Origin of the sequence: Variovorax paradoxus (assembly GCA_016806145.1) — a bacterium.
Lineage (GTDB): Bacteria > Pseudomonadota > Gammaproteobacteria > Burkholderiales > Burkholderiaceae_C > Variovorax.
Window position 1 is genome coordinate 2,992,432 of sequence record CP063166.1, and the last position, 22,620, is coordinate 3,015,051.

Annotated in this window: 27 protein-coding genes, 1 tRNA gene and 1 riboswitch; of the genes, 14 read left to right on the forward strand and 14 right to left on the reverse strand. The window is 68.6% G+C overall.

All coding sequences use genetic code 11. The annotated features are described in order from the left end of the window. Position 1: 1 nt before the first annotated feature. From INQ48_13995 to INQ48_14035, 9 genes are all read left to right on the forward strand, one after another. Positions 2 to 1,825: a hypothetical protein gene (locus INQ48_13995; GenBank protein QRF60254.1), complete on the forward strand. Its 1,824-nt coding sequence runs from the start codon at positions 2 to 4 to the stop codon at positions 1,823 to 1,825. Then, complete coding sequence (locus INQ48_14000) at positions 1,822 to 2,856, forward strand: hypothetical protein (protein ID QRF60255.1); 1,035 nt, start codon at positions 1,822 to 1,824, stop codon at positions 2,854 to 2,856. The genes INQ48_13995 and INQ48_14000 overlap by 4 nt, the downstream gene beginning before the upstream one ends. Before the next feature lie 66 nt (positions 2,857 to 2,922). Beyond that, on the forward strand, positions 2,923 to 3,327 hold the full coding sequence (locus INQ48_14005) for a hypothetical protein (protein QRF60256.1): 405 nt from the start codon (positions 2,923 to 2,925) through the stop codon (positions 3,325 to 3,327). A 3-nt stretch (positions 3,328 to 3,330) separates the two neighbouring features. Further along, positions 3,331 to 4,605: a hypothetical protein gene (locus INQ48_14010; GenBank protein ID QRF60257.1), complete on the forward strand. Its 1,275-nt coding sequence runs from the start codon at positions 3,331 to 3,333 to the stop codon at positions 4,603 to 4,605. A gap of 9 nt (positions 4,606 to 4,614) precedes the next feature. Then, entirely contained in the window at positions 4,615 to 4,950 is a 336-nt protein-coding gene (locus tag INQ48_14015) for a hypothetical protein (protein QRF60258.1), read from the forward strand. Then, positions 4,950 to 5,348, forward strand: a complete 399-nt coding sequence (locus tag INQ48_14020; GenBank protein QRF60259.1) for a hypothetical protein — start codon at positions 4,950 to 4,952, stop codon at positions 5,346 to 5,348. Before INQ48_14015 ends, INQ48_14020 begins: the two co-directional genes overlap by 1 nt. Continuing rightward, complete coding sequence (locus INQ48_14025) at positions 5,345 to 5,737, forward strand: hypothetical protein (protein ID QRF60260.1); 393 nt, start codon at positions 5,345 to 5,347, stop codon at positions 5,735 to 5,737. The genes INQ48_14020 and INQ48_14025 overlap by 4 nt, the downstream gene beginning before the upstream one ends. Then, positions 5,727 to 6,302: a lysozyme gene (locus INQ48_14030; GenBank protein QRF60261.1), complete on the forward strand. Its 576-nt coding sequence runs from the start codon at positions 5,727 to 5,729 to the stop codon at positions 6,300 to 6,302. The genes INQ48_14025 and INQ48_14030 overlap by 11 nt, the downstream gene beginning before the upstream one ends. A gap of 13 nt (positions 6,303 to 6,315) precedes the next feature. Further along, on the forward strand, positions 6,316 to 6,828 hold the full coding sequence (locus INQ48_14035; GenBank protein ID QRF60262.1) for a hypothetical protein: 513 nt from the start codon (positions 6,316 to 6,318) through the stop codon (positions 6,826 to 6,828). 12 nt (positions 6,829 to 6,840) lie between these two features. On the opposite strand, the gene INQ48_14040 is transcribed toward INQ48_14035, so the two are convergent. Next, positions 6,841 to 7,236, reverse strand: coding sequence for a DUF2513 domain-containing protein (locus INQ48_14040; GenBank protein QRF60263.1), 396 nt, complete (start codon positions 7,234 to 7,236; stop codon positions 6,841 to 6,843). Between the two features lie 107 nt (positions 7,237 to 7,343). Between INQ48_14040 and INQ48_14045 the strand changes: the two genes are divergently transcribed. Both INQ48_14045 and INQ48_14050 read left to right on the forward strand, forming a co-directional pair. Continuing rightward, positions 7,344 to 9,491 (forward strand): hypothetical protein, encoded by a 2,148-nt coding sequence (locus INQ48_14045; protein ID QRF60264.1) that lies wholly within the window; start codon positions 7,344 to 7,346, stop codon positions 9,489 to 9,491. 1 nt (position 9,492) lies between these two features. Then, positions 9,493 to 11,142, forward strand: coding sequence for a hypothetical protein (locus INQ48_14050; GenBank protein ID QRF60265.1), 1,650 nt, complete (start codon positions 9,493 to 9,495; stop codon positions 11,140 to 11,142). 91 nt (positions 11,143 to 11,233) lie between these two features. Here INQ48_14050 and INQ48_14055 read toward each other — a convergent pair whose 3' ends face one another. Beyond that, the gene (locus tag INQ48_14055) at positions 11,234 to 11,749 is read right to left on the reverse strand and encodes a thermonuclease family protein (protein QRF60727.1); all 516 of its coding nucleotides are present in this window, start codon (positions 11,747 to 11,749) and stop codon (positions 11,234 to 11,236) included. Between the two features lie 183 nt (positions 11,750 to 11,932). On the opposite strand from INQ48_14055, the gene INQ48_14060 reads away from it, so the two are divergent. Continuing rightward, on the forward strand, positions 11,933 to 12,379 hold the full coding sequence (locus tag INQ48_14060) for an HNH endonuclease (GenBank protein ID QRF60266.1): 447 nt from the start codon (positions 11,933 to 11,935) through the stop codon (positions 12,377 to 12,379). 124 nt (positions 12,380 to 12,503) lie between these two features. Here INQ48_14060 and INQ48_14065 read toward each other — a convergent pair whose 3' ends face one another. The 4 genes from INQ48_14065 to INQ48_14080 are packed head-to-tail and all read right to left on the reverse strand — an operon-like array spanning position 12,504 to position 13,528. Continuing rightward, on the reverse strand, positions 12,504 to 12,761 hold the full coding sequence (locus tag INQ48_14065; protein ID QRF60267.1) for a hypothetical protein: 258 nt from the start codon (positions 12,759 to 12,761) through the stop codon (positions 12,504 to 12,506). A gap of 5 nt (positions 12,762 to 12,766) precedes the next feature. Then, positions 12,767 to 12,976: a hypothetical protein gene (locus INQ48_14070; GenBank protein ID QRF60268.1), complete on the reverse strand. Its 210-nt coding sequence runs from the start codon at positions 12,974 to 12,976 to the stop codon at positions 12,767 to 12,769. Between the two features lie 22 nt (positions 12,977 to 12,998). Continuing rightward, positions 12,999 to 13,280, reverse strand: a complete 282-nt coding sequence (locus tag INQ48_14075) for a hypothetical protein (GenBank protein ID QRF60269.1) — start codon at positions 13,278 to 13,280, stop codon at positions 12,999 to 13,001. A 2-nt stretch (positions 13,281 to 13,282) separates the two neighbouring features. After that, positions 13,283 to 13,528, reverse strand: a complete 246-nt coding sequence (locus INQ48_14080; GenBank protein ID QRF60270.1) for a hypothetical protein — start codon at positions 13,526 to 13,528, stop codon at positions 13,283 to 13,285. An 88-nt stretch (positions 13,529 to 13,616) separates the two neighbouring features. Here INQ48_14080 and INQ48_14085 point away from each other — a divergent pair, with 88 nt between their 5' ends. Then, positions 13,617 to 14,384, forward strand: a complete 768-nt coding sequence (locus tag INQ48_14085; GenBank protein QRF60271.1) for an SOS response-associated peptidase family protein — start codon at positions 13,617 to 13,619, stop codon at positions 14,382 to 14,384. 3 nt (positions 14,385 to 14,387) lie between these two features. Here the strand turns inward: INQ48_14085 and INQ48_14090 are convergent, their stop codons facing one another. The 7 genes from INQ48_14090 to INQ48_14120 all read right to left on the reverse strand — a co-directional run bounded on the left by INQ48_14090 (position 14,388) and on the right by INQ48_14120 (position 20,231). Then, positions 14,388 to 14,711, reverse strand: coding sequence for a hypothetical protein (locus INQ48_14090; GenBank protein ID QRF60272.1), 324 nt, complete (start codon positions 14,709 to 14,711; stop codon positions 14,388 to 14,390). 131 nt (positions 14,712 to 14,842) lie between these two features. Continuing rightward, positions 14,843 to 14,918 (reverse strand) — tRNA-Asn (locus tag INQ48_14095). Between the two features lie 68 nt (positions 14,919 to 14,986). Then, entirely contained in the window at positions 14,987 to 17,128 is a 2,142-nt protein-coding gene (locus INQ48_14100) for a TonB-dependent siderophore receptor (GenBank protein ID QRF60273.1), read from the reverse strand. 10 nt (positions 17,129 to 17,138) lie between these two features. Beyond that, positions 17,139 to 18,095: a thiamine phosphate synthase gene (gene thiE / locus INQ48_14105; GenBank protein ID QRF60274.1), complete on the reverse strand. Its 957-nt coding sequence runs from the start codon at positions 18,093 to 18,095 to the stop codon at positions 17,139 to 17,141. An 8-nt stretch (positions 18,096 to 18,103) separates the two neighbouring features. Beyond that, a complete protein-coding gene (locus INQ48_14110) occupies positions 18,104 to 18,919 on the reverse strand; it encodes a thiazole synthase (protein ID QRF60275.1) in 816 nt (271 codons plus the stop codon). A gap of 23 nt (positions 18,920 to 18,942) precedes the next feature. Continuing rightward, on the reverse strand, positions 18,943 to 19,140 hold the full coding sequence (gene thiS, locus INQ48_14115; protein QRF60728.1) for a sulfur carrier protein ThiS: 198 nt from the start codon (positions 19,138 to 19,140) through the stop codon (positions 18,943 to 18,945). Positions 19,141 to 19,145: 5 nt separating this feature from the next. Next, on the reverse strand, positions 19,146 to 20,231 hold the full coding sequence (locus INQ48_14120; protein QRF60276.1) for an FAD-dependent oxidoreductase: 1,086 nt from the start codon (positions 20,229 to 20,231) through the stop codon (positions 19,146 to 19,148). A gap of 44 nt (positions 20,232 to 20,275) precedes the next feature. Here INQ48_14120 and thiD point away from each other — a divergent pair, with 44 nt between their 5' ends. Then, the gene (gene thiD / locus INQ48_14125) at positions 20,276 to 21,130 is read left to right on the forward strand and encodes a bifunctional hydroxymethylpyrimidine kinase/phosphomethylpyrimidine kinase (protein ID QRF60277.1); all 855 of its coding nucleotides are present in this window, start codon (positions 20,276 to 20,278) and stop codon (positions 21,128 to 21,130) included. Here the strand turns inward: thiD and INQ48_14130 are convergent. Continuing rightward, complete coding sequence (locus tag INQ48_14130; protein ID QRF60278.1) at positions 21,069 to 22,409, reverse strand: cytosine permease; 1,341 nt, start codon at positions 22,407 to 22,409, stop codon at positions 21,069 to 21,071. The two genes, thiD and INQ48_14130, sit on opposite strands and share 62 nt — an antisense overlap. 76 nt (positions 22,410 to 22,485) lie before the next feature. Then, a riboswitch (TPP riboswitch) is annotated at positions 22,486 to 22,588 on the reverse strand. Positions 22,589 to 22,620: the final 32 nt, after the last annotated feature.

Below are 22,620 nucleotides of genomic sequence, written 5' to 3' on the forward strand. Positions count from 1 at the left end.
CATGACGAACCAACTCATCAGAAACGGCTACAGCTACACGGTGCCCGAGGTCCCGTACCAGCCGGCGCGGCCGGCGTACTGGAGCTCTGAGACGCGCACCGGCGTGCGCATCGGGCCGCCGAACACCACGCGCGGCGCCTGGGTGACCACGACCGACCCGGTGACGAACCGCACAAGCACGATCTGGGACCCGAACTACCCCGTCAACCAGTCGCCGCTGATCCCCTACACCTACACGGTGCAGGTCTTCCATCCGGCCAGCGCCGAGGTGATTGGTTCGCCAGCTTTCGCTGTCGACGTGCCGCCGCAGGGCTGGACCTCCTTCGCGCACTCGATCGCAGCGGCGCGCGGCGGCGCGCGCATCAGCTACAAGGTGCCCCAAGGCGTAATGGGCGCGGTAGTCGGGGTCACCCGCGAAGCCGGCGCGCCGCCCGCGGGCTACGGCCACATCCTGAACGGGCTACTCTTCACTGGCGGCGTCATCAAGACGCTGACTGGTGCGCCGTTGGCGAGCTACCTGTCCAGCGACACGATCCGGATGGACGTCGCCGCCGGGGGCCTGGCCGTCTTCCTGAAGAACGGCAACGTGATCGGCACGCAGCTCTCTGCTGTGCCGCCCGGCGCCGACCTGTTCATGGCGGCTACGCTGTTCAGCGCGGGCGACAACGTCGACGAGCCCGCGATCGGCGTGTACCGTTCGGGCGGCGTCGCGGGTGTCTTGCCGCCGGCGCGCGGGCTTCTCAGTGAAAGTGTGACCGCCTCTCAGTTCGTCACCTACATGCCTGCGGTCGCGGGCTCCCTGAGCGTCGGCAACGGAATCCGCGCCAGCACGCCTGCGGCGACCGGCTTCCTGGCCAGTATTGACTTCGCGCAGATCGCGGGCGTGTTGCCGGCGCTACAGGGCGCGATGTACGGCGGCACGCCGGTGGTCGTGTCCAACAACAAGGTGATCGGCTCCATGCCGCCGGCCTCGGGCGCGATGAACGTGGTGTCCGGCCAGGTCTTCACCAGCGCGGGGCAGGTGAGGGCGGCCAGCGGCTTCCTGTCGGACCATCCGGGCGGCCAGGTGATCGGACTCGCCGCGGCGGCGGTTGGCACGCTCGGTGCAGAGTCCTCGCAGACCCTGCGCTACATGCTCGACGGCATCGCCTTCGGCGTGCGCATGGAGGCCTTCGGCGTCAACCTGGCGGACGCGCGCGACGCCTTCGTGGTCGACATTCCCATGACCGGTCTCGGCGTGGTCGTCGTCGACATGCGCGATGCATTCGGCTTCGACGTGCCACTGAACATCGCTGGCGGCGTGGACCTTGCCGATATCCGTGAGGGCTTCCTCTTCGATGTTGCGCTGAGCACGCCCGGCGCGGACCTCGAGGTGCACGTCGTGAACCTCGACGGAAACGGCAGTACGACCTACGCCAACTATGGATTCAACAGCTTCGCATGCATCGGCGGCCGCTACTACGGCGCGAAGCTGGGCGGCCTGTTCCTGCTCGAGGGCGACAACGACGCTGGCGTGCCGATCCAGGCTGCCATCTGCCCGGGGAAGCTCGACTTCGGGAACAGCCAAGAGAAGACCGTTGCAGAGGTCTACCTGGGCGTCGCGTCCGAAGCGCCGATGCTGCTGAAGGTCGCGGGGCCAGCCGGCGCCTTCAGCTACGAGGCGATGAGCCATTCCGCCGAGCTCAAGCAGCACCGCTTCAAGCCCGGAAAGGGCCTCAAGGCGAACTACATCACCCCCGTCTTCTACAACCAGGACGGCGCGGACTTCGAGATCGACCACATCGAATTCATCGTCGCAGACCTCACGCGAAGGACCAAGGCATGACCAACCCCATCAATCCTGGAGACCTTGTCTCGATCCCAGACCCGAGTGGCGGCGGTGCCGGCGCGCCGGTCGTAGTTTCCCAGGTCATCAATGGCAAGTGGCGCAACGCGGTGACGTTGCTGAACGCTTCGTCCGAACGTGCCGATGACGCGATCGCGTTGACCGATCCCGCTCCACAGATCCCGCTGGTGGACTTGGACACCAGCTACGTGCCGCCGCTGAAGCCGGTGCTGCCGGACAACAACCCGGCCGACGCGAAAGCTATCTTCGACGACGCTCGCGACGAGATCCACGACGAAATCACGCAGGGCTTCGTCGACTACCTGCAGACCTACTTTCCGGACCGTTCCTACTTCGATGCCGCGGTCAGCTGGATCAATCGCGCGCTCACCACGGGCGGCAGCGGGATCAACATCGCTGTGGAGCAGCAGCTGTGGGAGCGTGGGCGCGCGCGCCTGCAGACGGAGGCGCTGCGCGCCGAGAACGACGCCATCCAGAGCTTCGCCAACCGCGGCTTCCCACTGCCTCCAGGAGCGCTCGTGCACCAAGTGCAGCTGATCCGCCAGGACACGCGGGACAAGCTCGCCGAGCAGAGCCGCGACATCAGCATCGAGGCCTTTCGCGCCGAGCTGGAGAACGCGCGGCTGGCCGTGCAGCAGGCGCTCGACGTCTGGATGCGCGCGATCGCCAGCGCGAGCAGCTTCATCACCACGCTGTTGCAGGGCAATCAGGTTGCCTCGAGCTTGGCCACGGCCATGGTCAGTGTGCGCAGCGATCTCGCGCGCAACCTGGTTGCGCTCTACCAGGCCGAGAGCGCGGCGCTCGAGCCGCGCGTGCGCTTGGCGATCGCCGATGCGCAGCTCAAGCAGGCCGGCAACGAAGCGAACCTGCGATCGAAGAACCTGACTCTCGGTGACCGGGTGCAGGCCGCGATCGCGGCTTTGACGACGACCACCCAAGTCGCAGCCGCGTCGCTCAATGGCATCAGCGCGGGCGCGAGCATCAGCGGGAGCGATTCCTCGCAAGTCTGACACCCCCCGTAGGGTTCGCGCGGAAGCTCTTGCGTCGGCACGATGCCGGCATCCAAGGAGCCTCCCATGACCATCCAGATGGGCGCAACGCTGCGCAACGCGCGCAGCGCCGCAATCGAAACCACCATCGGTACGACGCCGAAGATCCAGATTCGCACCGGCGCGCAGCCTGCCAATTGCGCGGCGGCCGACAGCGGCACGCTGCTCGCGGAGTTCACGCTGCCTTCCGATTGGTCGACCCAGGCGAGCGGCGTGCTGACCTTCAGCGGCGTGCCGTTGTCCGCCACGGCTGGTGCCGCCGGTACGGCCGGCCACTACCGCATCAAGGACAGCGCGGGCACCACCACGCACATTCAAGGCAGCGTGACCGCCACGGGCGGCGGTGGCGACCTGACCGTCGACAACGCCGTGATCGCGAGCGGCCAGACCGTACAGATCACCGGCTGGACCATCACCGAGGGCAACGCCTAAGCCATGGCCGATCCCGTCACTTTCAGCGCTTCGCGCAAGGGTGCGGGGGTAACGCTGAGCGGCGGGGACCTGACCGCCACGTCGTCGCAAGCCGACAGTGTGCTCACCAACAGCTCGAAGACGTCGGGCAAGTGGTATTGGGAAATTCTGGTCGGCACTCAGAGTCAAGCCGACTACGGCACGGTGGGACTTGCGTTCGTTACCCAGAACACCGGTTCCGGCACTTTGTCCCCGTACTACTGGCTGTCGGGCGGCAACACGTCCTGGTCGTCCCCCGGAGTGAAGTGGGTGGCCGGCAACGTGCTTGGCTTCGCCCTCAACCTTGACGACCTCGTCAGCGGTCAGCCCACGAATGCGCGCGAATTTCGCGTCTATAAGAACGGTACGCTCGTCGAAACGGCGTACCCGAATACGAGCACAGCGGCCGTCTCCCCAGCAGTCGGGGATGTGTACGGCGACACCTCGACCTTCGCCTACACCGGCAAGTTCGCTTCGTCTTCGTTCACGTACACGCCTCCGAGCGGGTTCCAGGCGCTGACGGCAGACGCGCCGTCTGCTGCCATTGCTGGCGCACAGACACTCGCTGGTGTATCGCAAGCGGCGACGGCCACCGTTGCTGCGGCAGGCACAGCCTCCTTCACCGCCGTGCAGGCGCTCGCCACCGTAGCCCAGGCGGCCACCGCTGCCGAGCTGGCGAAGCTGGTTGCCACGCAGACCTTGGCTGGTGTAGCGCAGGGTGCAGTCGCTTCCGTGCAGGCGAAGACCTCGGCCGCTCAGACGCTGGCCGGCGTAGCGCAGGCAGCTACAGGCGTGGTCACCGGCGCGTCGGGATCGTTCTCTGGCGCGCAGACGCTCGAGGCCGCCGCGCAGCTCGCCGCGGCGGCCGCGATTGCCCGCGCGAGCGCTGGGCAGGCGCTAGACGGCGTAAGTCAGGGCGCGGCCGCCGCGGCGGGTGCGCGCGTCGCTGCCGCGCAGACGCTGGACGCAGCAGTGGGAGCGGCCACGGCCATCGCGATCGCCAGTGCACACGCCGCGCAGACCCTGGCCATCGTCTCGCAGGTCGCCACAGGCACCGTGTCCAACACCATCAGCCGCATGGTGGGCGCGCAGCTGCTGGCCGGCGTGCTGCAGGTCGCGCGCGTGCGTCACGCCTATGCCGTCGAGCGCAACGAGCGCACGGTGCGCGTGATCGCCGAGGACCGCAGCATCCGAGCCGTGCCCGAATCCCGCCGCGTCGCGATCGTCGGCGAGCGCCGCGCCGCGGCCTTCACCGACTGAGAGACCTCCATGGCCACCCAGAAGCCCACCACCTACGTGCTCGACCGGGGCGACCTCGTGATCGAGAAGGATCCGAACGCGGTCCTCGACTACGCCTTCGACTGGTCAGCTTGGCTCGCGCTCAACGGTGGCGACACCATCGCGTCCGTCGAGTTCGTCGTTGATCCCTCGCTCACCGTTGTCGACTTCGGCTTCGACGGCACGACCGCGACGGTGTGGCTCTCCGGCGGCGTGAAGCCAGTCAGCGGCCCCAACAAGCTGCGAGTCACGTGCCGCATCACGACCAACAACAACCCTGCGCGGATCGACGATCGGTCCGTGTTCCTCAAGATCGTGGAGCGGTGATGGACGAGAAGCCAAGCCTGGACCCCATCGAGGTCGCGCGCGTCGCAGCCGGACTGCTGATGTCGGCGAAGTTGGCTGCTGTGGTCGGCCCCTACTCGCTGATCTTGCTCGCAGCGATCGCGGGCGCGGCGATCCGGCTGGCGAATCGCCCGTCGACCGGCCGCTCGGCCTCGTTCTTCTTCTTCCTCGGCGCGACCTTCGCGTCGCTGGTGCTCACAGTGCCGATCGCGTCCCTGGTGGCCAGCTACAAGGACACGTGGGAGGCGCAGTGGTTCTTCATGCCGCTGGCAGTGGCGCTCGCCTACACCGCCGACCGCTGGAAGGACATCGCCAACGTGCTGGTCGATGCCGTGAAGACCTTCATCCGCAACTGGGCGAACAAGGGCTCCAAGCCATGAATTATGACCTCCTGATCCTGCTGCACTTCGCAGCCAACGGCCTCGTAGGCGGCATCTGCGTCTGCCGGCTCGGGAAGATGCACGGTGTGCTGATGCGGGTAAAAGCCCAGTACATCGGCCTGCTGGTGATGTCGGCTGCCAACGGGTTCTCTCCGATCCTGTTCTCGCAGTGGCCCACGGCGGTGTCGATCCTCTACGTGCTGTGGGTGTTGTTCATCCTGTGGAGCGATGGCTACCAGTGGCGAGAGGGCGCGCCGAAGCCAGCGCTCAGCGCAGACCACTGGGTGATGGGCGCCGCGGCGCAGGCCTGGTCGCGGGGGCGCGAGTTGCTGCGGGAGGCTCGGAAGAAGCTCGTCGAGCTTGCACGGAGGATTCGCCATGGCCGCTGAGCTGCACCTGGGCGCGGAGGGAACCTACCTCTGCCACTACTTCGAGAAGCTGAAGCTGCGAGCCTATCCCGACCCGCACTCGCCACTCTTCAAGGCGCTGACGGGCGACAGCATCGATCCCTACTCACTGCAGGCTGTGCCGGCGAAGTTCGCCCAATTCAGCGGCGCGCCGTGGACTATTGGCTGGGGCGACACAGGGCCCGACGTCGTGCCCGGCCTCGTGATCACCGCCGAGCAGGCTGACCAGCGCTTCGCGCGGCGCATGTCGACGGAGTTCGAGCCCGGGGTGCGTGCGGCCGTGCGCGTGGCGCTGGCTCAGAACGAGTTCGACGCCCTGGTCTCGATCTTCTACAACGCGGGCGTAGGTGCGCTCGGCAAGTCTACGCTGGTGCGCAAGCTCAATGCCGGCGATCGTGCCGGAGCGGCCACAGAGTTCTCGCGCTGGAATATGGCCGGCGGCGAACGCAGCAAGGGGCTGGATCGCAGGCGAGAGGCCGAGCGACTGGTGTTCCTGGGCACTGCGGCGCGCGAGGCCATCGCGACTGCGCTGCGCAAGTTCTCATAGGCGGAGGCGACAGATGCCCGACCTGCGCAACTACCTGCTGCTCGCACTGGTGGCGCTGGCCGGCGTGCTGGGCCTGTCGACCTGGCACTACCGCGGGCAGGCCAAGACGGCGGGCTTGGCGCTGCAGGTTCAGAACGCAGCGGTGGTGGCTACGAACCGCGCCGCCGCGCAGCTGCTCGAGCAGCGCACCAAGGAACGCGATGCCAAGCAAGCCGCACTCGATAAGCGCCACCAGGCGCAGGAGAAGACCGATGCAACTGCTGTCACAAAAATCGCTGCTGACGATCGCCGCCAGCGCAGCGCTCCTGTCGTTGTCCGGGTGCGCGACTGCGCCCGCGATGCCGGGGGCGGTGGTGGAGGCGCCCCAGGTGGTGCCGCCACCGCCGCCGAAACTGGTGCAGGAGACGCCACCGCGGCCAGTGGGCTACTTTCGGAAGCTGGTGCTCGACGCCTTGCAGACGCCCTGACCGAGATCGAAACGATGAGCGCGGCCTATGCGTCGTGCCGAACCCGGGTCGTGGACTGAGCGCTGACGCGGCTACGCGGAAAGCGTGGTGTCCGAAGAGCCGCCTTTGAGGATCTGCTCCAGCGCCAGCTTGCCGCCGATCTTCACAAGGTCGAAGGACAGCGCCAGGCCTTTATCCTTGGCGGTCTTCTTCAGCCTTTCCCAGACGCTCTGCGAGCGGATGGTTGCCAACAACTGGTGACCTTCCCACGTCAAGTCTGGCAGCATCAATCGATCTCTGTCGCTGTCGTCGGCGCGAATGCCCTTCACGAAACCGGCTTCGCCGAGCAAGAGAACATGGCGCGCCCGGACATCTGCGGCTGTCTCTCCGTCGTAGTCGGCTTCGAAGCTGGCTTCATTTTTCTGCAGAGCGGACATCTCCTCGATCTCGGTCAAAACATCTCGGACTAGATCCCAATCGAGCTTCATGACGTTCCTCGTTCCCGTTCGGAAGCAGCAATAGTACGACGCCCCCGGTAGGGTTCGACCCCGCGCGAGGGCGCGCGAAGAATGCCGCGGAACCTCAGGAAGCTCCCATGGCGACACAACTCTTGCCCGATCAAACCGGCTACGGCGTGCGCCGGCCGCCCGCGGCGCCCGCCCCCGTTGGCACCGTGCCGCCCCCAGCCGCTGGCGATGTGATTGGCCGCCGGCCGACGATCAACATGGGGATGGCGGATGTCGTGCCGCCGCCGCAGATCGCGCCGAGCGCCGCAGGTGCTCCGGTCGCTGCGTCTTCGCCTACGGGCGTCGCAACTCAGGCGCCAGCAGCGGCACCGGCAGGTGAGCTGATCGGCCGACGACCTGCCGTCAACATGGGCGCTGCGGAGGTGGTGCAGCCGACGAGGTTGCCCGCCGTGGCGAGCGCGGCCGCCGCGCCGGCCGCAGCTTCGGGTCTCGGCCTGCCGGTGGCGCGCGCCGTCGGCGGGGCAGGGGTTGCACTCGGAGTCGGGCTCGAGGGCAAGCAGGTCTACGACGTGGCGACGAATCCGAATGCGACGGGCCTTGATGTTGCCGCGCAGACCGCACAAGGGGTGGGGCGCCTAAGCGCCGCGGGCGCCGGCGCGAGTGGCGGTGCGGCCATGGGATCGGCACTCGGGCCTGCTGGCTCCGTCGTGGGTGGCCTGATCGGCGGAGGCCTGGGCTACTTGGCCGCTGACCGCGCGATAGCCGGTGGCCGGGCAGCGCTGGGCGCGGATCCGCGCGCGCCAGTCGACCGCCTCACAGTTCCGGCGCCGGTTGCTGCGCCCGACCCGCAAGGCGGCGGTGGTGCAGCATTCGGGATCTACCCGCGGCCGAGCAGCCAGTTCAGCACGAACCTCAACGACGCGGCGCTGCAGCGCGGCGTTATCGCGACGGGACCGCGCAGCTTTGCGCCGGCGACGCCGGTCGGCACTGGCGTTGCCGCAGCAGCGCCCGCGGCGCGGCTGAACAATCTGACAGACCCGCGCAGCCTCGAATACCAAGGCGGTGCGACGCCCGCGGCCGGGGTGGTGTCCGCAGCACCGGCAGCGTACGGCGAGCCCTTGGCCGACTCGATGGCGGGCCTCGGCGCGCTTCCGCCTGCCGCGGCACCTGCAGCACCATCCGGTCTTCCTCTCGGCGTCACGCGCAGCGGGAACAGTTTTTCCGGCACGAATGTCGGCACGCCAACGGCTGCTGATCCGAATGCCCTCGGTGGATTGGCCGACACGAACGCGCGCCTCGCGCGCCTGCAGGCCTCGAATGCTTCGGTCCCGCAGGGTGCATTGACGGTGATCGAGAACCCGGGCCCAGCGGCAGCGCAGTCGATGTTCGACGGCGCGGCGCTGCGCACGTTGGCCGCGCGAGGCGCGCCTCCGGGCCGCAATGGAGCGCAGGTCTTCGCGCAGCAGGTCGATGCTGCTCTGACGCCGCTGCAGCAGCGTGCGCAGGCTGCAGCCCTCGCCACGCGCGAGGCCGGCGACACACAGCGCACCTTGATCCAGGAGCGCGCGACTCAGGCGCGCACCGCGGCGCAGACAGCCCAGCAGCAAGAGGCCAACGCGATCGATCGCGCCCGTCTCGGCATCGAGGCCGTGCGCGCCAGCACCGCAGGCCTGCCAGCCGGCTATCGGCTGAAGGCCGACGGCAGCGGCCTCGAGTTCATTCCTGGCGGCCCGGCCGACCCTGACACCGCCAAGGGCAAGAACGCGCTCACCGAAGGGCAGAGCAAGGCGCTGCTGTTCGGCTCGCGCATGCAGACCGCCAACAAGATCCTCGGTGACCTGCAGGCCTCCGGGAAGTTGTTCTCCACGCCGGGGGCAAACACCCCGGTCGTGGGCGGTCTCGTGAACCTGGTGAACAGCGAGCAGGGCCAGCAGCTCGATCAGGCCAAGCGCGACTTCCTAAATGCGACGCTGCGCCGCGAGTCGGGCGCCGTGATCTCGCCAGCCGAGTTCGACAACGGCGACAAGCAGTACTTCCCGCAGCCCGGCGATTCGTCGAAGGTGATCGAGCAGAAGCGCCAGAACCGCGAGGTTGCGATCCGAGGCATCCTTGCCGAGGTGCCGAATTCGGAAGCGCGTGCGGCAACGGTCGTGGGCAACGCCGGGAACGCCGCCGCGCCTGCCACGCTGCCGGCCGGCATGTCGCGCCAGGTGGGAACCTCTGGCGGCAAGCCGGTCTACGAAGACGCGCAGGGCCGGCGCTTCATCGGGAGCTGAGATGGCGCTGAAACCCTTCGACGGTCAACTCGACGCCGCGCCCGCGGCACCCGCGCTGCAGCCGTTCAACGGCCAGCTCGACACCCCGACGCCGAGCGTCAGTCCGGTCGCCGGGTTCCTGGCTGGCGTCGGCCGCGGCGCCCGCGATGTCATCGACACCGGCGCGCAGCTGCTGGCCACCGGCTTCGACAAGGTGGCCGGTACGAAGGAGGGCGAGCGCGTCGCTGCCATCAACAAGGCCGGCACCGACGAGTTCCGGCGCGACTTCGGCGGCAGCACGGCCGCCGAGGTCGGCCGCGTGGGCGGGCAGATCGCAACCACGCTGCCGGTGGGAGGCGCGCTAGGCCTTGGTGTGCGCGCAGCTGGCGCCGCGGCCGCCGCGCCGCGTGTGGCGGCTCTGGGTGAAGCCATCGCTTCGGGCGGACTCAGCGCGCAGGGCGCGGGGTTGGGCGTCCGCACCGCTGGCGGCGCGATCTCGGGCGGCGTCACGGCCGGCCTGGCTGACCCCGAGCAGGCCGGTACCGGCGCCGCGTTGGGCGCCGCGGTCCCCCCCGTGGCGCGCGGCTTCGGCGTCGCTGGCCAGGCCATTGGAAGGGCCGTCCGAGGCCCTGAGGTGCCACTGGGCGTGCGGCAGGCCGCACAGGATGCGCAGGCCCTCGGCTACGTCATTCCGCCAACGCAGGTCGCGCCCACGCTTGGGAATCGCATCATCGAAGGCTTGGCCGGCAAGATCACCACGGCGCAGAACGCCAGCGCGCGCAATCAGGAGACGACCACGGCGCTCGCCAAGCGTGCTCTCGGCGTTGCCGACAGCGATCAGCTGACGCCCGAGCTGTTGCAGAACATCCGACAGCGCGCCGGCGCCGCATATGACGCGGTGGGCAGCACCGGCACTATCACCCCGTCCTCGGCCTATACCAAGGCACTCGACGACATCACGGCACCGTACCGCCGTGCGGCCCAGGGCTTCCCCGACGCGGCCCCGAACCCGGTCATCGCGCAGATCGACTCGCTACGGTCCGGCGCCTTCGATGCGCGCAGCGCGATCGACAAGATCCGTGAGCTCCGCGGCATGGCCGATGCGGCGTATCGCCGCGGCGAGAAGGACATGGGCAAGGCCTTCCGAGACGGCGCTGGCGCGCTAGAGAACGTGATCGAGCAGCACCTGGCCACGAATGGCTTCCCGCTCGTGATGCTCGATGAGTTCCGCAACGCGCGGCAACTGATCGCGAAGACATATTCGGTGGAGCGTGCTCTCAATCCAACGACAGGCAGCGTCTCGGCGAAGGATCTTGCGGCGCAGCTCAAGCGAGGGCGGCCGCTGTCGGGCGAGCTCCGGCAGGCCGGCGAGTTCGCCACCGCTTTCCCGACCGCTGCGCAGGTGACCGAGCGCGTAGGCAGTCGCCCGCAGGCCTCGCCGCTCGACTGGGCGCTGGCTGGTGGGCTAGGCGCGATCTCGGGGGGAAATCCTCTGTCGCTGATCGGCCTCGGTGCGCGACCAGCAGCTCGAGCTGCAGCACTCTCAGGGCCGATTCAACGGGCGCTAGCCGCAGCGCCGCCTGCAGCGCTGCAGCCCGCGCTTGGCGTCAGTCGCGCTTCTCAGGCGATTGGCCGGGCCGCTCCAGTCGTCCTCTCAAATCGCGACCAGTGAGCCCGCAGTAGATTCCCCAGACCAGAGCAGCGACGGCTACGAAGATGAGCTTGCCGATCTGGTAGGTGGTGAAGGTCATCGCGGGAATGTATCAGGGCTTCGAGCGCCGCTCGCGCCGCCATTCCCAAGGCGCCATCGCCCGCTTGTCCACCCAGAGCCCGGCGCCCTTCGCTCGGGCCTCCTGCTCGGCGAACTCGTACTGGCCGCGCTCCTGCGGCGTCTGCTCGCGTGCGTAGTCCCGGTACCACCATGCGAGGCCCAGCGTGATCATGGCCAGGCCGGCGTCGAGCGTAGCCGGGCCGCGCGGCGCCGAGGCTGGAGCGACGTGCACGCGGCACACGCTGCGGCCGTAGCGATCCGTCTTGCGGCAGTCGAGCTCGACGGTCTTCATGTAGACCAGGTCGGACATCGCCTGCTTCGCGCGCTCGCCGAATGGCTGCCGCTTTTCCGGCGCGTCGATGCCGTTGAAGCGCACCTTCACCTGTTCGTAGCTGCCCGCGGCGCCGCAGCGCGCGGTGATGGTGTCGCCGTCGCTGACGCCGACAACGAGGCACGTCCGGGACTCGGCCGCGGCGAAGAAGGGCAGGGCGAGTAGGGCAGCAAGGATGCTTGCTTGCCGGAAAAGTCTATGCAGGCTGCCCCCAATTTTTCGCTAGTAAAATTTTTGACGCTCGGGCATCCGCTCGACCGTGCGACCGCGATGGCGCACCCGCCGATCGCTCGTGGCACGGCGCCCGCTCTGACACTGTGTGCATCGGGGACTCTAAGTTCAACCTTTGGAGTTCCCTGCATGGGCACACATCGCATTTCGACCCTTCGAAGCCTCGCCTGCAGCGCGCAAGATGGTAAATGTTTTTACTGTTATCGAGCGATGGGTCGCGAGGTCACGGCCGAGCATCTGAAGGCTCGCATGGACGGCGGCCGCAACGCGCGCGAGAACATCGTTGCGGCCTGTCGATACTGCAATCAGCAGCGCCACGCGCTCTTTGGCCGAAGCGCGCCAGGCCCTGACACCTATGGGTTCTACGTTTTGTTGATGTTGGCTGCTGGTCTCTGGGGGCCTGATCACTCCGGCACCTCGGCCCCGAAGCGAGCAGCAACGATTGCGCGGCCGACAGCGACGCGCGGCGTGGCCCCTTCCTGCCAGGGCGCTCGGCCGTCCGGGAAGCGGCTTCCAGGTTTGCCAGTGACGATCGCGCACCATGTGTGGCCCTTCCCGGGCATCGGCGCGACGTGAATGGCCTCGCGCTCGAGCAGCCGGTCGAATGCCGGCCAGTCGTTGACGTAGTCGATGACGACCGGCTCGCCCAGGGCCTTCGCGATCCAAGCATTGAGCGCCGCGCCGGCGAGCTCGGCAGTCTTCATGCGTCGGGGGTTCCGAGCAGCGCGACCTCGGCGCCGTCGGCCGCGACCATCACGCCGGGCGTGCCCTCGGTGAGCTCGATCGGCACGCCCATGTGCACCATGCTGTCGGTCGGCGGGAAGCTACCTATGACGCGCAGCCGCTCGTACTCCTTGTGCTGCGCCGGCGTGAGGATGAACTTCTTCGGGTAGGTGTTGCCCGTGGCCTTCCAGTGCGCAACGAGCTTCTCGGTCATCGAGAGGTAGAGGGATGCCATGCCGCTCACCTCGAGCCGCGGCGGATCTCGACAGGGCCGATGCCACTGTAGACGGTCGAGCCGTCCTTCAACGAGGTGACCGTCCAGCGCTCGCCGGGCGTCACCTTGTAGTCCCCGGGCGCCAGCCGCAGCTCGGTTTCGTCGTGGGCTTCGGCGCTGTACCAGGTCGGCGTGCGGAGGATCGTGGACTCGGAGGGGAAAAATTCAGCTTGCATGGTTCGATTGTCGAGGGTCGCACTATCCGAGCTTTTCGCTCTTCATGCCGATGCGGGAGACGAGCCATGCTTGCAACTTTTCTTCTTCAGGTGTCTTTGCCCTACCGTTGTGCTTGATCTGGTTGCGCTGCATTTCTTCCGCCGTTTCGGGCAGGCTGCGCACCTCTCGGGTGCTCATGATCGGCGTGGCCTCTGGACATCGCTGCGCCGCTTGCTCGATCGACATCTTGAAGCTCGACGGGTGCGGCTTCTTCTTCCAGATGCTCGGCGGCATCATGAATGTGAAGTACTCGACGTCTTTCATGGTCAGAACGGCACATCTTCTTCACTGGCTGGCCAAGCCTGCGGTGCCGGCGTGTGCGGCAGTTCAGGCTTCGGGCTGTTCTCGTAGTGCTCCTGCGCGACCTCTTCGGGAGATCGTGCCTTGAGGACCGGGTAGAGGGCTTCTCCAACCTCGATCAGATGCTCGTGATTGGCTTGGCCGTCGGCGGCCCTGTTCCAGGCATTGGTAAAGCTGGAAACCCAGGCGAAACGGTCTGTGGCTGCTGTCATCGGAATCTCCGAAAGTACTGGATGGGTGTACAGTATCTTCTCGGCCCCGGTTGACCGTCAACGGGTATCCGAGCGCAGAATCTAGACCATGTGCACCCGTTACATTTCCGCTGAGGACCGCGAGATCGAAGCCTTCTGGGCGATCGACCGGAAGACCAATCGCCGCAACGACTGGAAGAACCTGCTGCAGGTGTTTCCGCTGTCAGGTGCAGCCTTCATACGCCGCGCGCGCGACGTGACGGAGTACGAGCGGGAGATGGTGTTTGGACAGTGGGGGATGATCCCGCCGTGGTCACCGACGCACATCCCTCAGGCGAAGCAGACGAAGGAGCAGAAGGAGAAGGACCAGCCGGGCAAGAGGCTCAGCACGGTCAACTCGCGCACCGACCGTATGGAGAAGTCCTTCACTTTTCGCAATGCGTGGAAGCGGGGGCAGCGGTGCATCATCCCGGCCAGCAGCTTTGATGAGCCCAACTGGGAAACCGGGAAGAACGTCTGGTGGCGCTTCCGTCGCGCCGACGCGAAGCCTTGGGGCCTGGCTGGTCTTTGGGACGTCTGGAAGGACCCAAAGACCGGCGAAGAGTGGGACAGCTACACGATGCTCACCCTCAACGCGAACCTTCACCCGTTGATGTCGCGCATGCACAAGATCGAGATCGATCGGAAGACGGGCCAGGAGATCTTCGACAAGCGGTCGGTCGTGCCGCTCGAGGAGCACAACTTCGATCGTTGGCTGACGTGCACCGTGGACGATGCGCGGCAGATGCTCGAGCTGCCGTCAGCGGACTTGATGGCGGCCGGCCCGGCTGGAGAAGGCGGAGCGCCAGAGGCCGAGGAAGAGGCCGCCGAGGCTTGAGGACTACCGCGGCGGCCAGGGCCCGAGGCACCGGGCCAGCCACGGACCCACAGCCTTCAACCTGAGGTTGCGCTCGCGCGCGGCAATCTCGGTCTCCAGGAACTCGGGCATCTCGAATGTCAGGGTGACGTAGACGAGCTTCGCAGCTCGCCGCGGCTCACCATCGAGCGCAAGCGGATAGATCGCGTCGCAGATCGAGTGCAGCCAGTCGTCGTCGACGGCGCCATCGGCAAGTTCGTGGAATTCATCGTGGAACGCTCGCCGCCAAGCCTCCTGCGCGGTGAGGGGATGGCCAAGCTCGTCGTGTGAATCTGGCGGGGTCCACATGGGCCGGATGGTAGCGGCGCGGCGTGTGCCGAACTACTGGATATTTGGCGACTGCCAAATAAACGGCCTAAAAAGGAAAAGCCCTGCTACCTTTTGAGTAGCAGGGCATCCAGAGGCCTTGCGGCTTATAGTGGCTCCTCGACCTGGGCTCGAACCAGGGACCTACGGATTAACAGTCCGGCGCTCTACCGACTGAGCTATCGAGGAACAAGCCTCAGATTATAGCGTCGTTTTTGAGGGTCTGGCAAACCGACGCAACTTTTCGCTAAAAAAGTTCAGAGCGCGATACTCACGCCGAGCCGCAGCGTGCGCGGTGCGCCCGGGAACAGGTAGACGTGGCTGAACTGATAGGGCGATTCCTTCCAGTAGCGGCGATCGAAGACGTTGTCGACGGCCAGCGACCAGCTGGTGTTCACGCCGTTGAGCCTGGTGTCGTAGCGCAGCACCGCATCGAGACGCGTCCACGACGGCAGGCGGATCGAACCATCGAGCAGCACGTTGCGCCGGCCTTCGTACGACAGCTGTCCCGCGATCTCGAGGCCCGCCACCGCGGGCACGCGGTAGGCGACCTGCGCGCGCAGCACCTGCTTGGGCACGTTGGTCGGCGACTGCCCGTTGAGCGCGGGATCGGCCGTGCTGCCGCGGCGCTTCGCATCGATGACCGACACGCTGCCGTCGAGCCGCCAGGGTCCCTGGTTCCATTGCGCGCCGGCCTCCAGCCCGCGATGCACGGCGCGGCCGTCGTTGCGCACCGTGCACGATTCGCCGCAGGCATCGAGGTTGGTCAGCGGCCGCGAGATGTCGAACCACGCGAGCTGCCAATTGAAGGCCTCGTTGCCGCCCTTGAGGCCCAGCTCCCATTGCCGCGACGCGAGCGCCGCGAGCGCCTGCCCCGCATTGCTGTAGAGGTCGGGCCGGTTCGGCACCACTTGCGATTCCACGCCCTTGCCCCAGCTCGCATAGGCCAGCAGCTCGGGCCGCAGCACGTAGCTCACGGCCACCCACGGGGTGGTCACCTCCTGCTTGTAGCCGGTCGGGTCGGAGCCGTCGTTGCCGATGCTGCTGCGGTCGAGCCGCGTGTGGCGCACGCCGACCCAGGTGGTGAAGCGCTCGTTCCAGCGGATCGCGTCCTGCAGGGTGAGCTCGGTCGAGCGCTCGTCGCGGTTGGTCTGCGGCGTGGCGGCGTCGGGCGCCGGCGGCACGAACGAGGTCGCCCAGATGTTGCCGGTGCCCGCGTAGTTGTAGGCCTGGTTCTGGAAGCGGTTGCGCACGCGGCTTTGCAAGAGGCCGATGCCGAGCTCGTGCCGCACGCTGCCGGTCATCACGTTGCCCTTGAGGTTGAGGCTGCCCGCGGTCTGCGTGCGGCGCTCGTTCTCGCTGCGGAAGTCGTAGACGTCGAAGGTGCCGTCGCTGCAGTAGCGGTCGTAGTTGCCCTCGGCGCCGCAGCCGAAGGCGTAGGCCAGGCGGTCGTCGGTGCGCAGCCGCTGCCGGCCGATCTGCGCGCTCCAGCGCCAGTCGGCGTTGATGGCCTGGCTGAAGCGCAAGGTGCCGGTCAGCGCATCGAATTCCGAAGGCTGCGACCAGGGCTGGTTGTTGAGGTTGATGCGCGGATCGACCGGCGCCGGCAACCGGGCACCCAGCAGGCTGTAACCGTTCTGGCTCGGCTGCGTCTTGCGGCTCTTCTCGATCTCGAACTCGAGCACCGAGTCGCGCGTGATGCGCCAGTCGGCCGCGAGCGAGAACAGGTTGCGGTTGCCGTCGAGGTCGTGCACCAGCGGCTTGAGGTTCTCGGCCGCGACGTTGATCCGGTAGCCGAACTCGCGCTGCGCGCCGAAGCGTCCGCCGAAGTCGACCGCGCCGAGCAGGCTGCCGCGGCTCGTGGTCTCGATGCGCACGGTGCGCAGATCGTGTTCGGTCGGCCGCTTGACCACGTAGTTGACGAGCCCGCCCGGCGCGCTGGTGCCGGCCTGGATGCCGCTGGTGCCGCGCAGGATCTCGACGCGCTCCTTGTTGTCGAGCGGGATCGAGGTCTCGGCGCTGATCGGCAGGCCCTCGCGCCGATAGTTGAAGCGGTTGTCGAGCACGAAGCCGCGCACCGTGAGGTAGTCCCAGTAGCCGGCTGAGTTGTAGGCATCGGTCACCGAGGCATCGAACTGCGTGAGGTCGGCGAGACGGCGCGCGCCGCTCGCGCGCAGCTGGTTGCTGTCGATCACGGTGGCCGACAGCGGCAGCTCGCGCAGCGGCACGTCGCCGAAGCCGCTGACCTCGGCCGGCGGCGCGACGGCGGCCGGGTTCACGGTCACGGCGGGCAGCGCGGTGGTGTCCTGTGTCTGGGCGAAGGCGCCGTGGGCGGCGAGCAGGGCGGCCATCGCGCAGGCAATGGGCGTGCGCGAAAGAAGGAGAGAAGGATGCGTCATTCGGTCGGGTTCAGGGCTTCGCAGCCGATGCGGTGCGGTGGGCGTCGATGGCGGCCATCCATTGCGCGGCCGTGCCTTCGGGGTCCTCGGCGGCCACCAGCGCGCGCACCACGGCGACGGAACCGACGCCGGTGGCGAGCACCTCGGGCAGGCGCAACGCGTCGATGCCGCCGATGCCCACCTGCGGATAGCCGCGCAGCAATCGCGCATAGGCCGCGAGCCGCGCCACGCCCTGCGGCGCGGTCGCCATCTTCTTGAGCGTGGTCGGATAGACCGCGCCCATCGCGATGTAGCTCGGGCTCACGGCGTCGGCGCGCACCATCTCGGCATAGCCGTGCGTGCTGACGCCCAGGCGCAGGCCGGCGGCGTGGATCTGTCGCAGTTCCTCGGGCGCGAGCGCATCGAGGTCTTCCTGGCCCAGGTGCACGCCGTAGGCACGCGCCTCGATCGCCACGCGCCAGTGGTCGTTGATGAACAGCAGCGCGCCGGTGCCCTGCACGGCCTCGACGGCCGCGCGCACTTCGCGCGCCACGGCCGTCGCGTCCTCGGACTTGAAGCGCAGCTGCACCGTCGGCACGCCCGCGCGCGCCATGCGGCCGACCCAGGCCGCATCGGGCAGCACGGCATAGAGGCCGAGCTGCTCGGGGCAGGGCGCGAAGGCGTTGTCGCGCGCCGCCGGCGGAAATTCGCGCAGGCCGAAATCGGCGGGCGCATCGGGCCAGCGCTGCGCATCGAAGCCGCCGAGGCGCTCGCTCTGCGCGCGCCAGGCGCGTGCGATGCATTCGGCGTCGATGCCGATGAAGCCAAGCGCGCCGCAGGCCTGTCGCGCGCCGCGGTAGATGGCGTCGTCGGCGCTGTAGGCGATGGCGGCCGCGGGGGCCGAGGTGGCGGCGCCGAAGCGCAGGCCATGCGCCGCGACGATCTCATGCGCGACGCGCGCGCGGTCCGGTTGCCGTTCGTGGTTCATGGCGCCGCTCATCCCGCGTGATGCCAGAACGGCGTGCCCAGCACCGGCGTGCTGGCCTGCGCCGCATCCTGCGCGGCCATGGCGCCGGCGCGGCGCGCGGCCCGGCCGGCCTGCACCGCATCGGCGAAGGCACCGGCCATCGCGACCGGGTCCTGCGCGAGAGCGACGGCGGTGTTCAGCAGCACGCCGTCGAAGCCCCACTCCATCACCTGGCAGGCATGCGAGGGCAGGCCCAGTCCCGCGTCGACCAGCATCGGCACCTCGAGCCGGTCGCGCAGCACCTGCAGCGCATAGGGGTTGACCGGCCCGCGGCCGGTGCCGATCGGCGCGGCCCACGGCATCACGGCCTGGCAGCCGATGTCGACCAGCCGCTGGCACAGCACCAGGTCCTCGGTGCAGTAGGGCAGCACCTTGAAGCCGTCGCGGATCAGCTGCGAGGCGGCATCGACCAGGTTCAGCGTGTCGGGCTGCAGCGTGTAGTCGTCGCCGATCAGCTCGAGCTTGATCCACGGCGTGCCGAACAACTCGCGCGCCATCTGCGCGGTGGCGACCACCTCCTGCACGCTGTGGCAGCCCGCGGTGTTGGGCAGCACCGGCACCTCGAGCCGGCGCAGCAGCTCCCAGAAGCCGTTGCCGAGCTCGCTGTTGCCCGAGCCCTGGTTGGCGGTCTGGCGCCGCAGCGAGGCCGTGAGCATCGCGGGCTTCGCGCGCTTCACGGCGGCCTCGAGCAGGTCGGGCGAGGGGTAGCGCGCGGTGCCCAGCAGCAGGCGGCTGTGGAAGGTCTCGCCGTAGAGCACCAGCGGATCGTTCGGGGTCGTGGTCATCGGTCTTGTCTCCATCAATGCGTTCAGCCGCCCGTCACGGGGCGGATCACTTCGACGCGGTCGTCGGGCCGCAGCGCGCGCGCGGCATAGGCCGAGCGCGGCACGAACTCGCGGTTCACGGCCACCGCGAAGGGCGGCGTGGCATTCAGCGCGGCGAGTGCGTCGGTCAGCGTGGCGTGCTCGGGCAGCGCGAAGGGCTTGTCATTGATCAGGATGTTCATCGTCGTCATGGGGTCTCCAGGCCGAAGCCCTGCGCCAGCGGCGAGCGGCCCTGCGCGAGCCACTCCATCGCGACGTCGAGCAGCGCGGGCGCGATCATGAAACCGTGGCGGTACAGGCCGTTGATCTGCAGCACGCGCGGCCGCGGCTGGCGCAGCGCGGGCAGGTTGTCGGGCAGGGTGGGGCGGCACTGCGTCGCGATCTCGACGATGCGCGCCTCGGCGAAGCCGCTGTGCACCGCATAGGCGGCACTCAGCAGTTCGAGCGTCGAGCGCACGCTCGCGGGCGACATGTCGTTCGATTCGATCTCGGTCGCGCCGATCACGAACAGGCCTTCGGGCTTGGGCGCGATGTAGAGCGGATAGCGCGGATGCACGAGCCGCGTGGGCCGCGCCAGCGTCACGTCGGGCGCATGTACGCGGATCACCTCGCCGCGCACGCCGCGCAGCGCGTTCCACTGCGGCCGGGCACCGAGGCCGCGGCAGTCGATCAGCCAATCGGGCTGGCCCGGCGAACCGGGCGCGAAGTCCTCGGGCGCGCGCGGCGACTGCCAGTGCAGCGTGACCTTGTCGTCGGCCTGCAAGGTCGCGAGCAAGGCGGCCAACAGCGCGCGGTTGTCGAGCTGGCCTTCGCCGGGCAGGAACAGCCCGCTGGCGAAGCGCCGGCCCAGCGAGGGCTCGAGCGCCTCGATGCCCGCTCCATCGAGCGTGCGCATCGGCGCCAGCTCGGGCACCTGCGTGCCGGTGTGGGCCAGCACGCGCGCGAGCCGCGCGGCCTCGTTCGCATCCTGCCGGTGCCACAGCACCAGCGTGCCTTCGCGCTGGAAGAACACCGGCCGCGCCAGCGGAGCGAGCAGCTCGGGCCAGCGTGACAGCGCGTGGTGGCCCATGCGCACCAGCGGCACCGGCGCCACCGCCGACTCGGCCAGCGGCGCGAGCATGGCCGCCGCCACGCGCGCGGCCGCGCCTTCGGCCTCGGCGCTGCCCGCTTCGTAAAGGTCGACACGGCAGCCGGCCCGCGCGAGCGTCACGGCCATCAGCCGGCCCATGAGGCCCGCGCCGAGGATCGCCATCGATCGAAAGGGCAGGTTCATCGCCATGCTCCTCGGGCCTTCGAATCGCGTCGATAATTTTCGGCATGACCCAAGGACCCACCCAGCGCTATGCGCGCGTGCTCTCGATCGCCGGCTCCGACAGCGGCGGCGGCGCCGGCATCCAGGCCGATCTCAAGACCTTCGCGGCCCTCGGCTGCTACGGCATGACGGCCATCACCGCGCTCACCGCGCAGAACACGCTCGGCGTCACGGGCATCCACGGCGTGCCGCCGGCCTTCCTCAAGGCGCAGATCCAGGCCGTGGTCGAGGACATCGGCGTCGACGCGGTCAAGCTCGGCATGCTGCATGCGCCCGAGGTGGTCGAGGTCGTGGCCTGGGCCATCGACCACTACCGCCTGCCGAACGTGGTGCTCGATCCGGTGATGGTCGCCACCAGCGGCGACCGCCTGATCGCGGCCGAGACGGTGCAGGTGCTGGTGCGCGAACTGTTCCCGCGCGCCGCGGTGGTCACGCCCAATCTCGACGAGACGGCCCTGCTGATCGGCCATGCGATCGACGGCATCGGCGCGCTCGATGGCGCGGCCGACGAGCTGCTGGCGCTGGGCGCGCGCGCCGTGCTGCTCAAGGGCGGCCACCTGCCGGGCAGCGAGGTGGTCGACGTGCTGTTGCAATCCAGTGGGGAACGCACGCGCCTGGCCTCGCGCCGTATCGAGAGCCGCAACCTGCACGGCACCGGCTGCACGCTGTCGTCGGCCATCGCCGCGCACCTGGCATTGGGTGCTGCGCTGCCCGAGGCGGTGGAGCGCGCACGCGCCTACATCCTCGGCGCGATGGCGGCCGCTGTCGACGTGCGGGTCGGCGCCGGTCATGGCCCGCTCAACCACGGCTTTGCGCCAGTGCCGACGCAGCGCCTGCCGCTGCGGGCTTCGGCCGGCTGAGCCAGGCCAGCACGAAGGTCAGCGCGAGCGTCGGCAGCGCCGAGCCGAACTGCGGCGCCCACTTCGCGAGCGCGTGGTAGGCCGCAATGCCCGCGATCCAGATCAGCGCCGCCGCCAGGTCGACCTTGGGGCGCGCGCCGGCCGGCGCCACCGCGCGGCCGCCGCCCAGCCGCCCGAGGATCACGCCGTAGAGCGGCACGAACACCGAGCTCAGCAGCAGCAGGAAGGGCTCGAGCGTGTGCATCGGTAGCACCAGCGCGAGCGCGATGCACAGCACGGCCAGCAGCAGGCCCCAGCGCTTCACGCTCCAGCGCGGCAGCAGGCTGTGGGTGGAGACCGAACCCGAATAGACGTCGCCATAGGCGTTGTCGAGCTCGTCGATCAGGATCAGGCCCAGCGCCACCAGCCCGCCCTGCGCCAGCAGCAGCGCCGTGACCAGGCTGGTGCCGGGCTCGGCCACGCTGACCACCATCACGCCCAGCGCATAGCACCAGATGTTGGCCAGCGCATAGCCGATCCAGGTGCCGCTGAAGGCGCTGCCGAGCCCGCCGGCGCTGCGCTTGCCGTGGCGCGCATAGTCGGCCACCAGCGGCAGCCACGACACCGGCATCGCGATCACGAGGTCGAGGGCGCCGAACATGCCCATGCTGCCGTCGCCCGGGCGCGACCAGAAGGCATCGAAGCCCTTGGCATGCAACTGCGTTGCGAATTGCCAGCTGAGCCACAGCAGCGACAGCACCACCAGCGGCAACCCGAAGCGGCTCACGAAGCGCCGCACCAGCTTCACCATCGAGCCCGCGAGCAGCGCCAGCAGCACCGCGCCCCACAGCAGCGTGGTCGCCACGCCGCCCCAGGCACTGCCCAGCCATGGCCCGGCCACCGACTGGCCGATGGCCTGCGTGCCCTCGCGCATGATCACCAGCTCGAAGGTGGTCCAGCCCACCAGCTGCACGATGTTGAGCAGCACCGGCAGCCGCGCGAAGGCGCTGCCGTAGGTGGCATGCATCAGGCCCGCGCTGGCCAGACCGCTCTCGCAGCCCAGGCGCGCGGTCCAGGCCAGCAGCGCGGCGCCGAGGCACGAGCCCAGCGCGATCGCGATCGCCGCGTCGCGCGTGCCCACGGCCGGCACCAGGTAGGCGCCGATCTGCATCACCAGCAGGCCCACGCCCAGGCTGAACCAGAGCGAGGCATGGTCGTGCCAGCCGAAGACGCGCTGCGACGCCGGCAGCGGCGTCAGCGCCTCGTTGGCGAGAGGGTTCGATGTGTCGTCGTGTGCCATCCGTTTTGCTCCGGGCAAAAGGTTTGGCAGGTGGGCGAGGCTCCAGCGGCGCGGCCGGCACGCGAGAGAACGTGACAGGCCGCCGGACCAGCTTCCCTGCGCGAGGATTACCTCAATCAGGTTCAAAGGGACTTTCTCAGCCGGGTCGGCAAGCCGACCCAACACCCCTAGCGAACCGCCATTTTAGGCCTGTCGCGGCGTACCGGGGGCA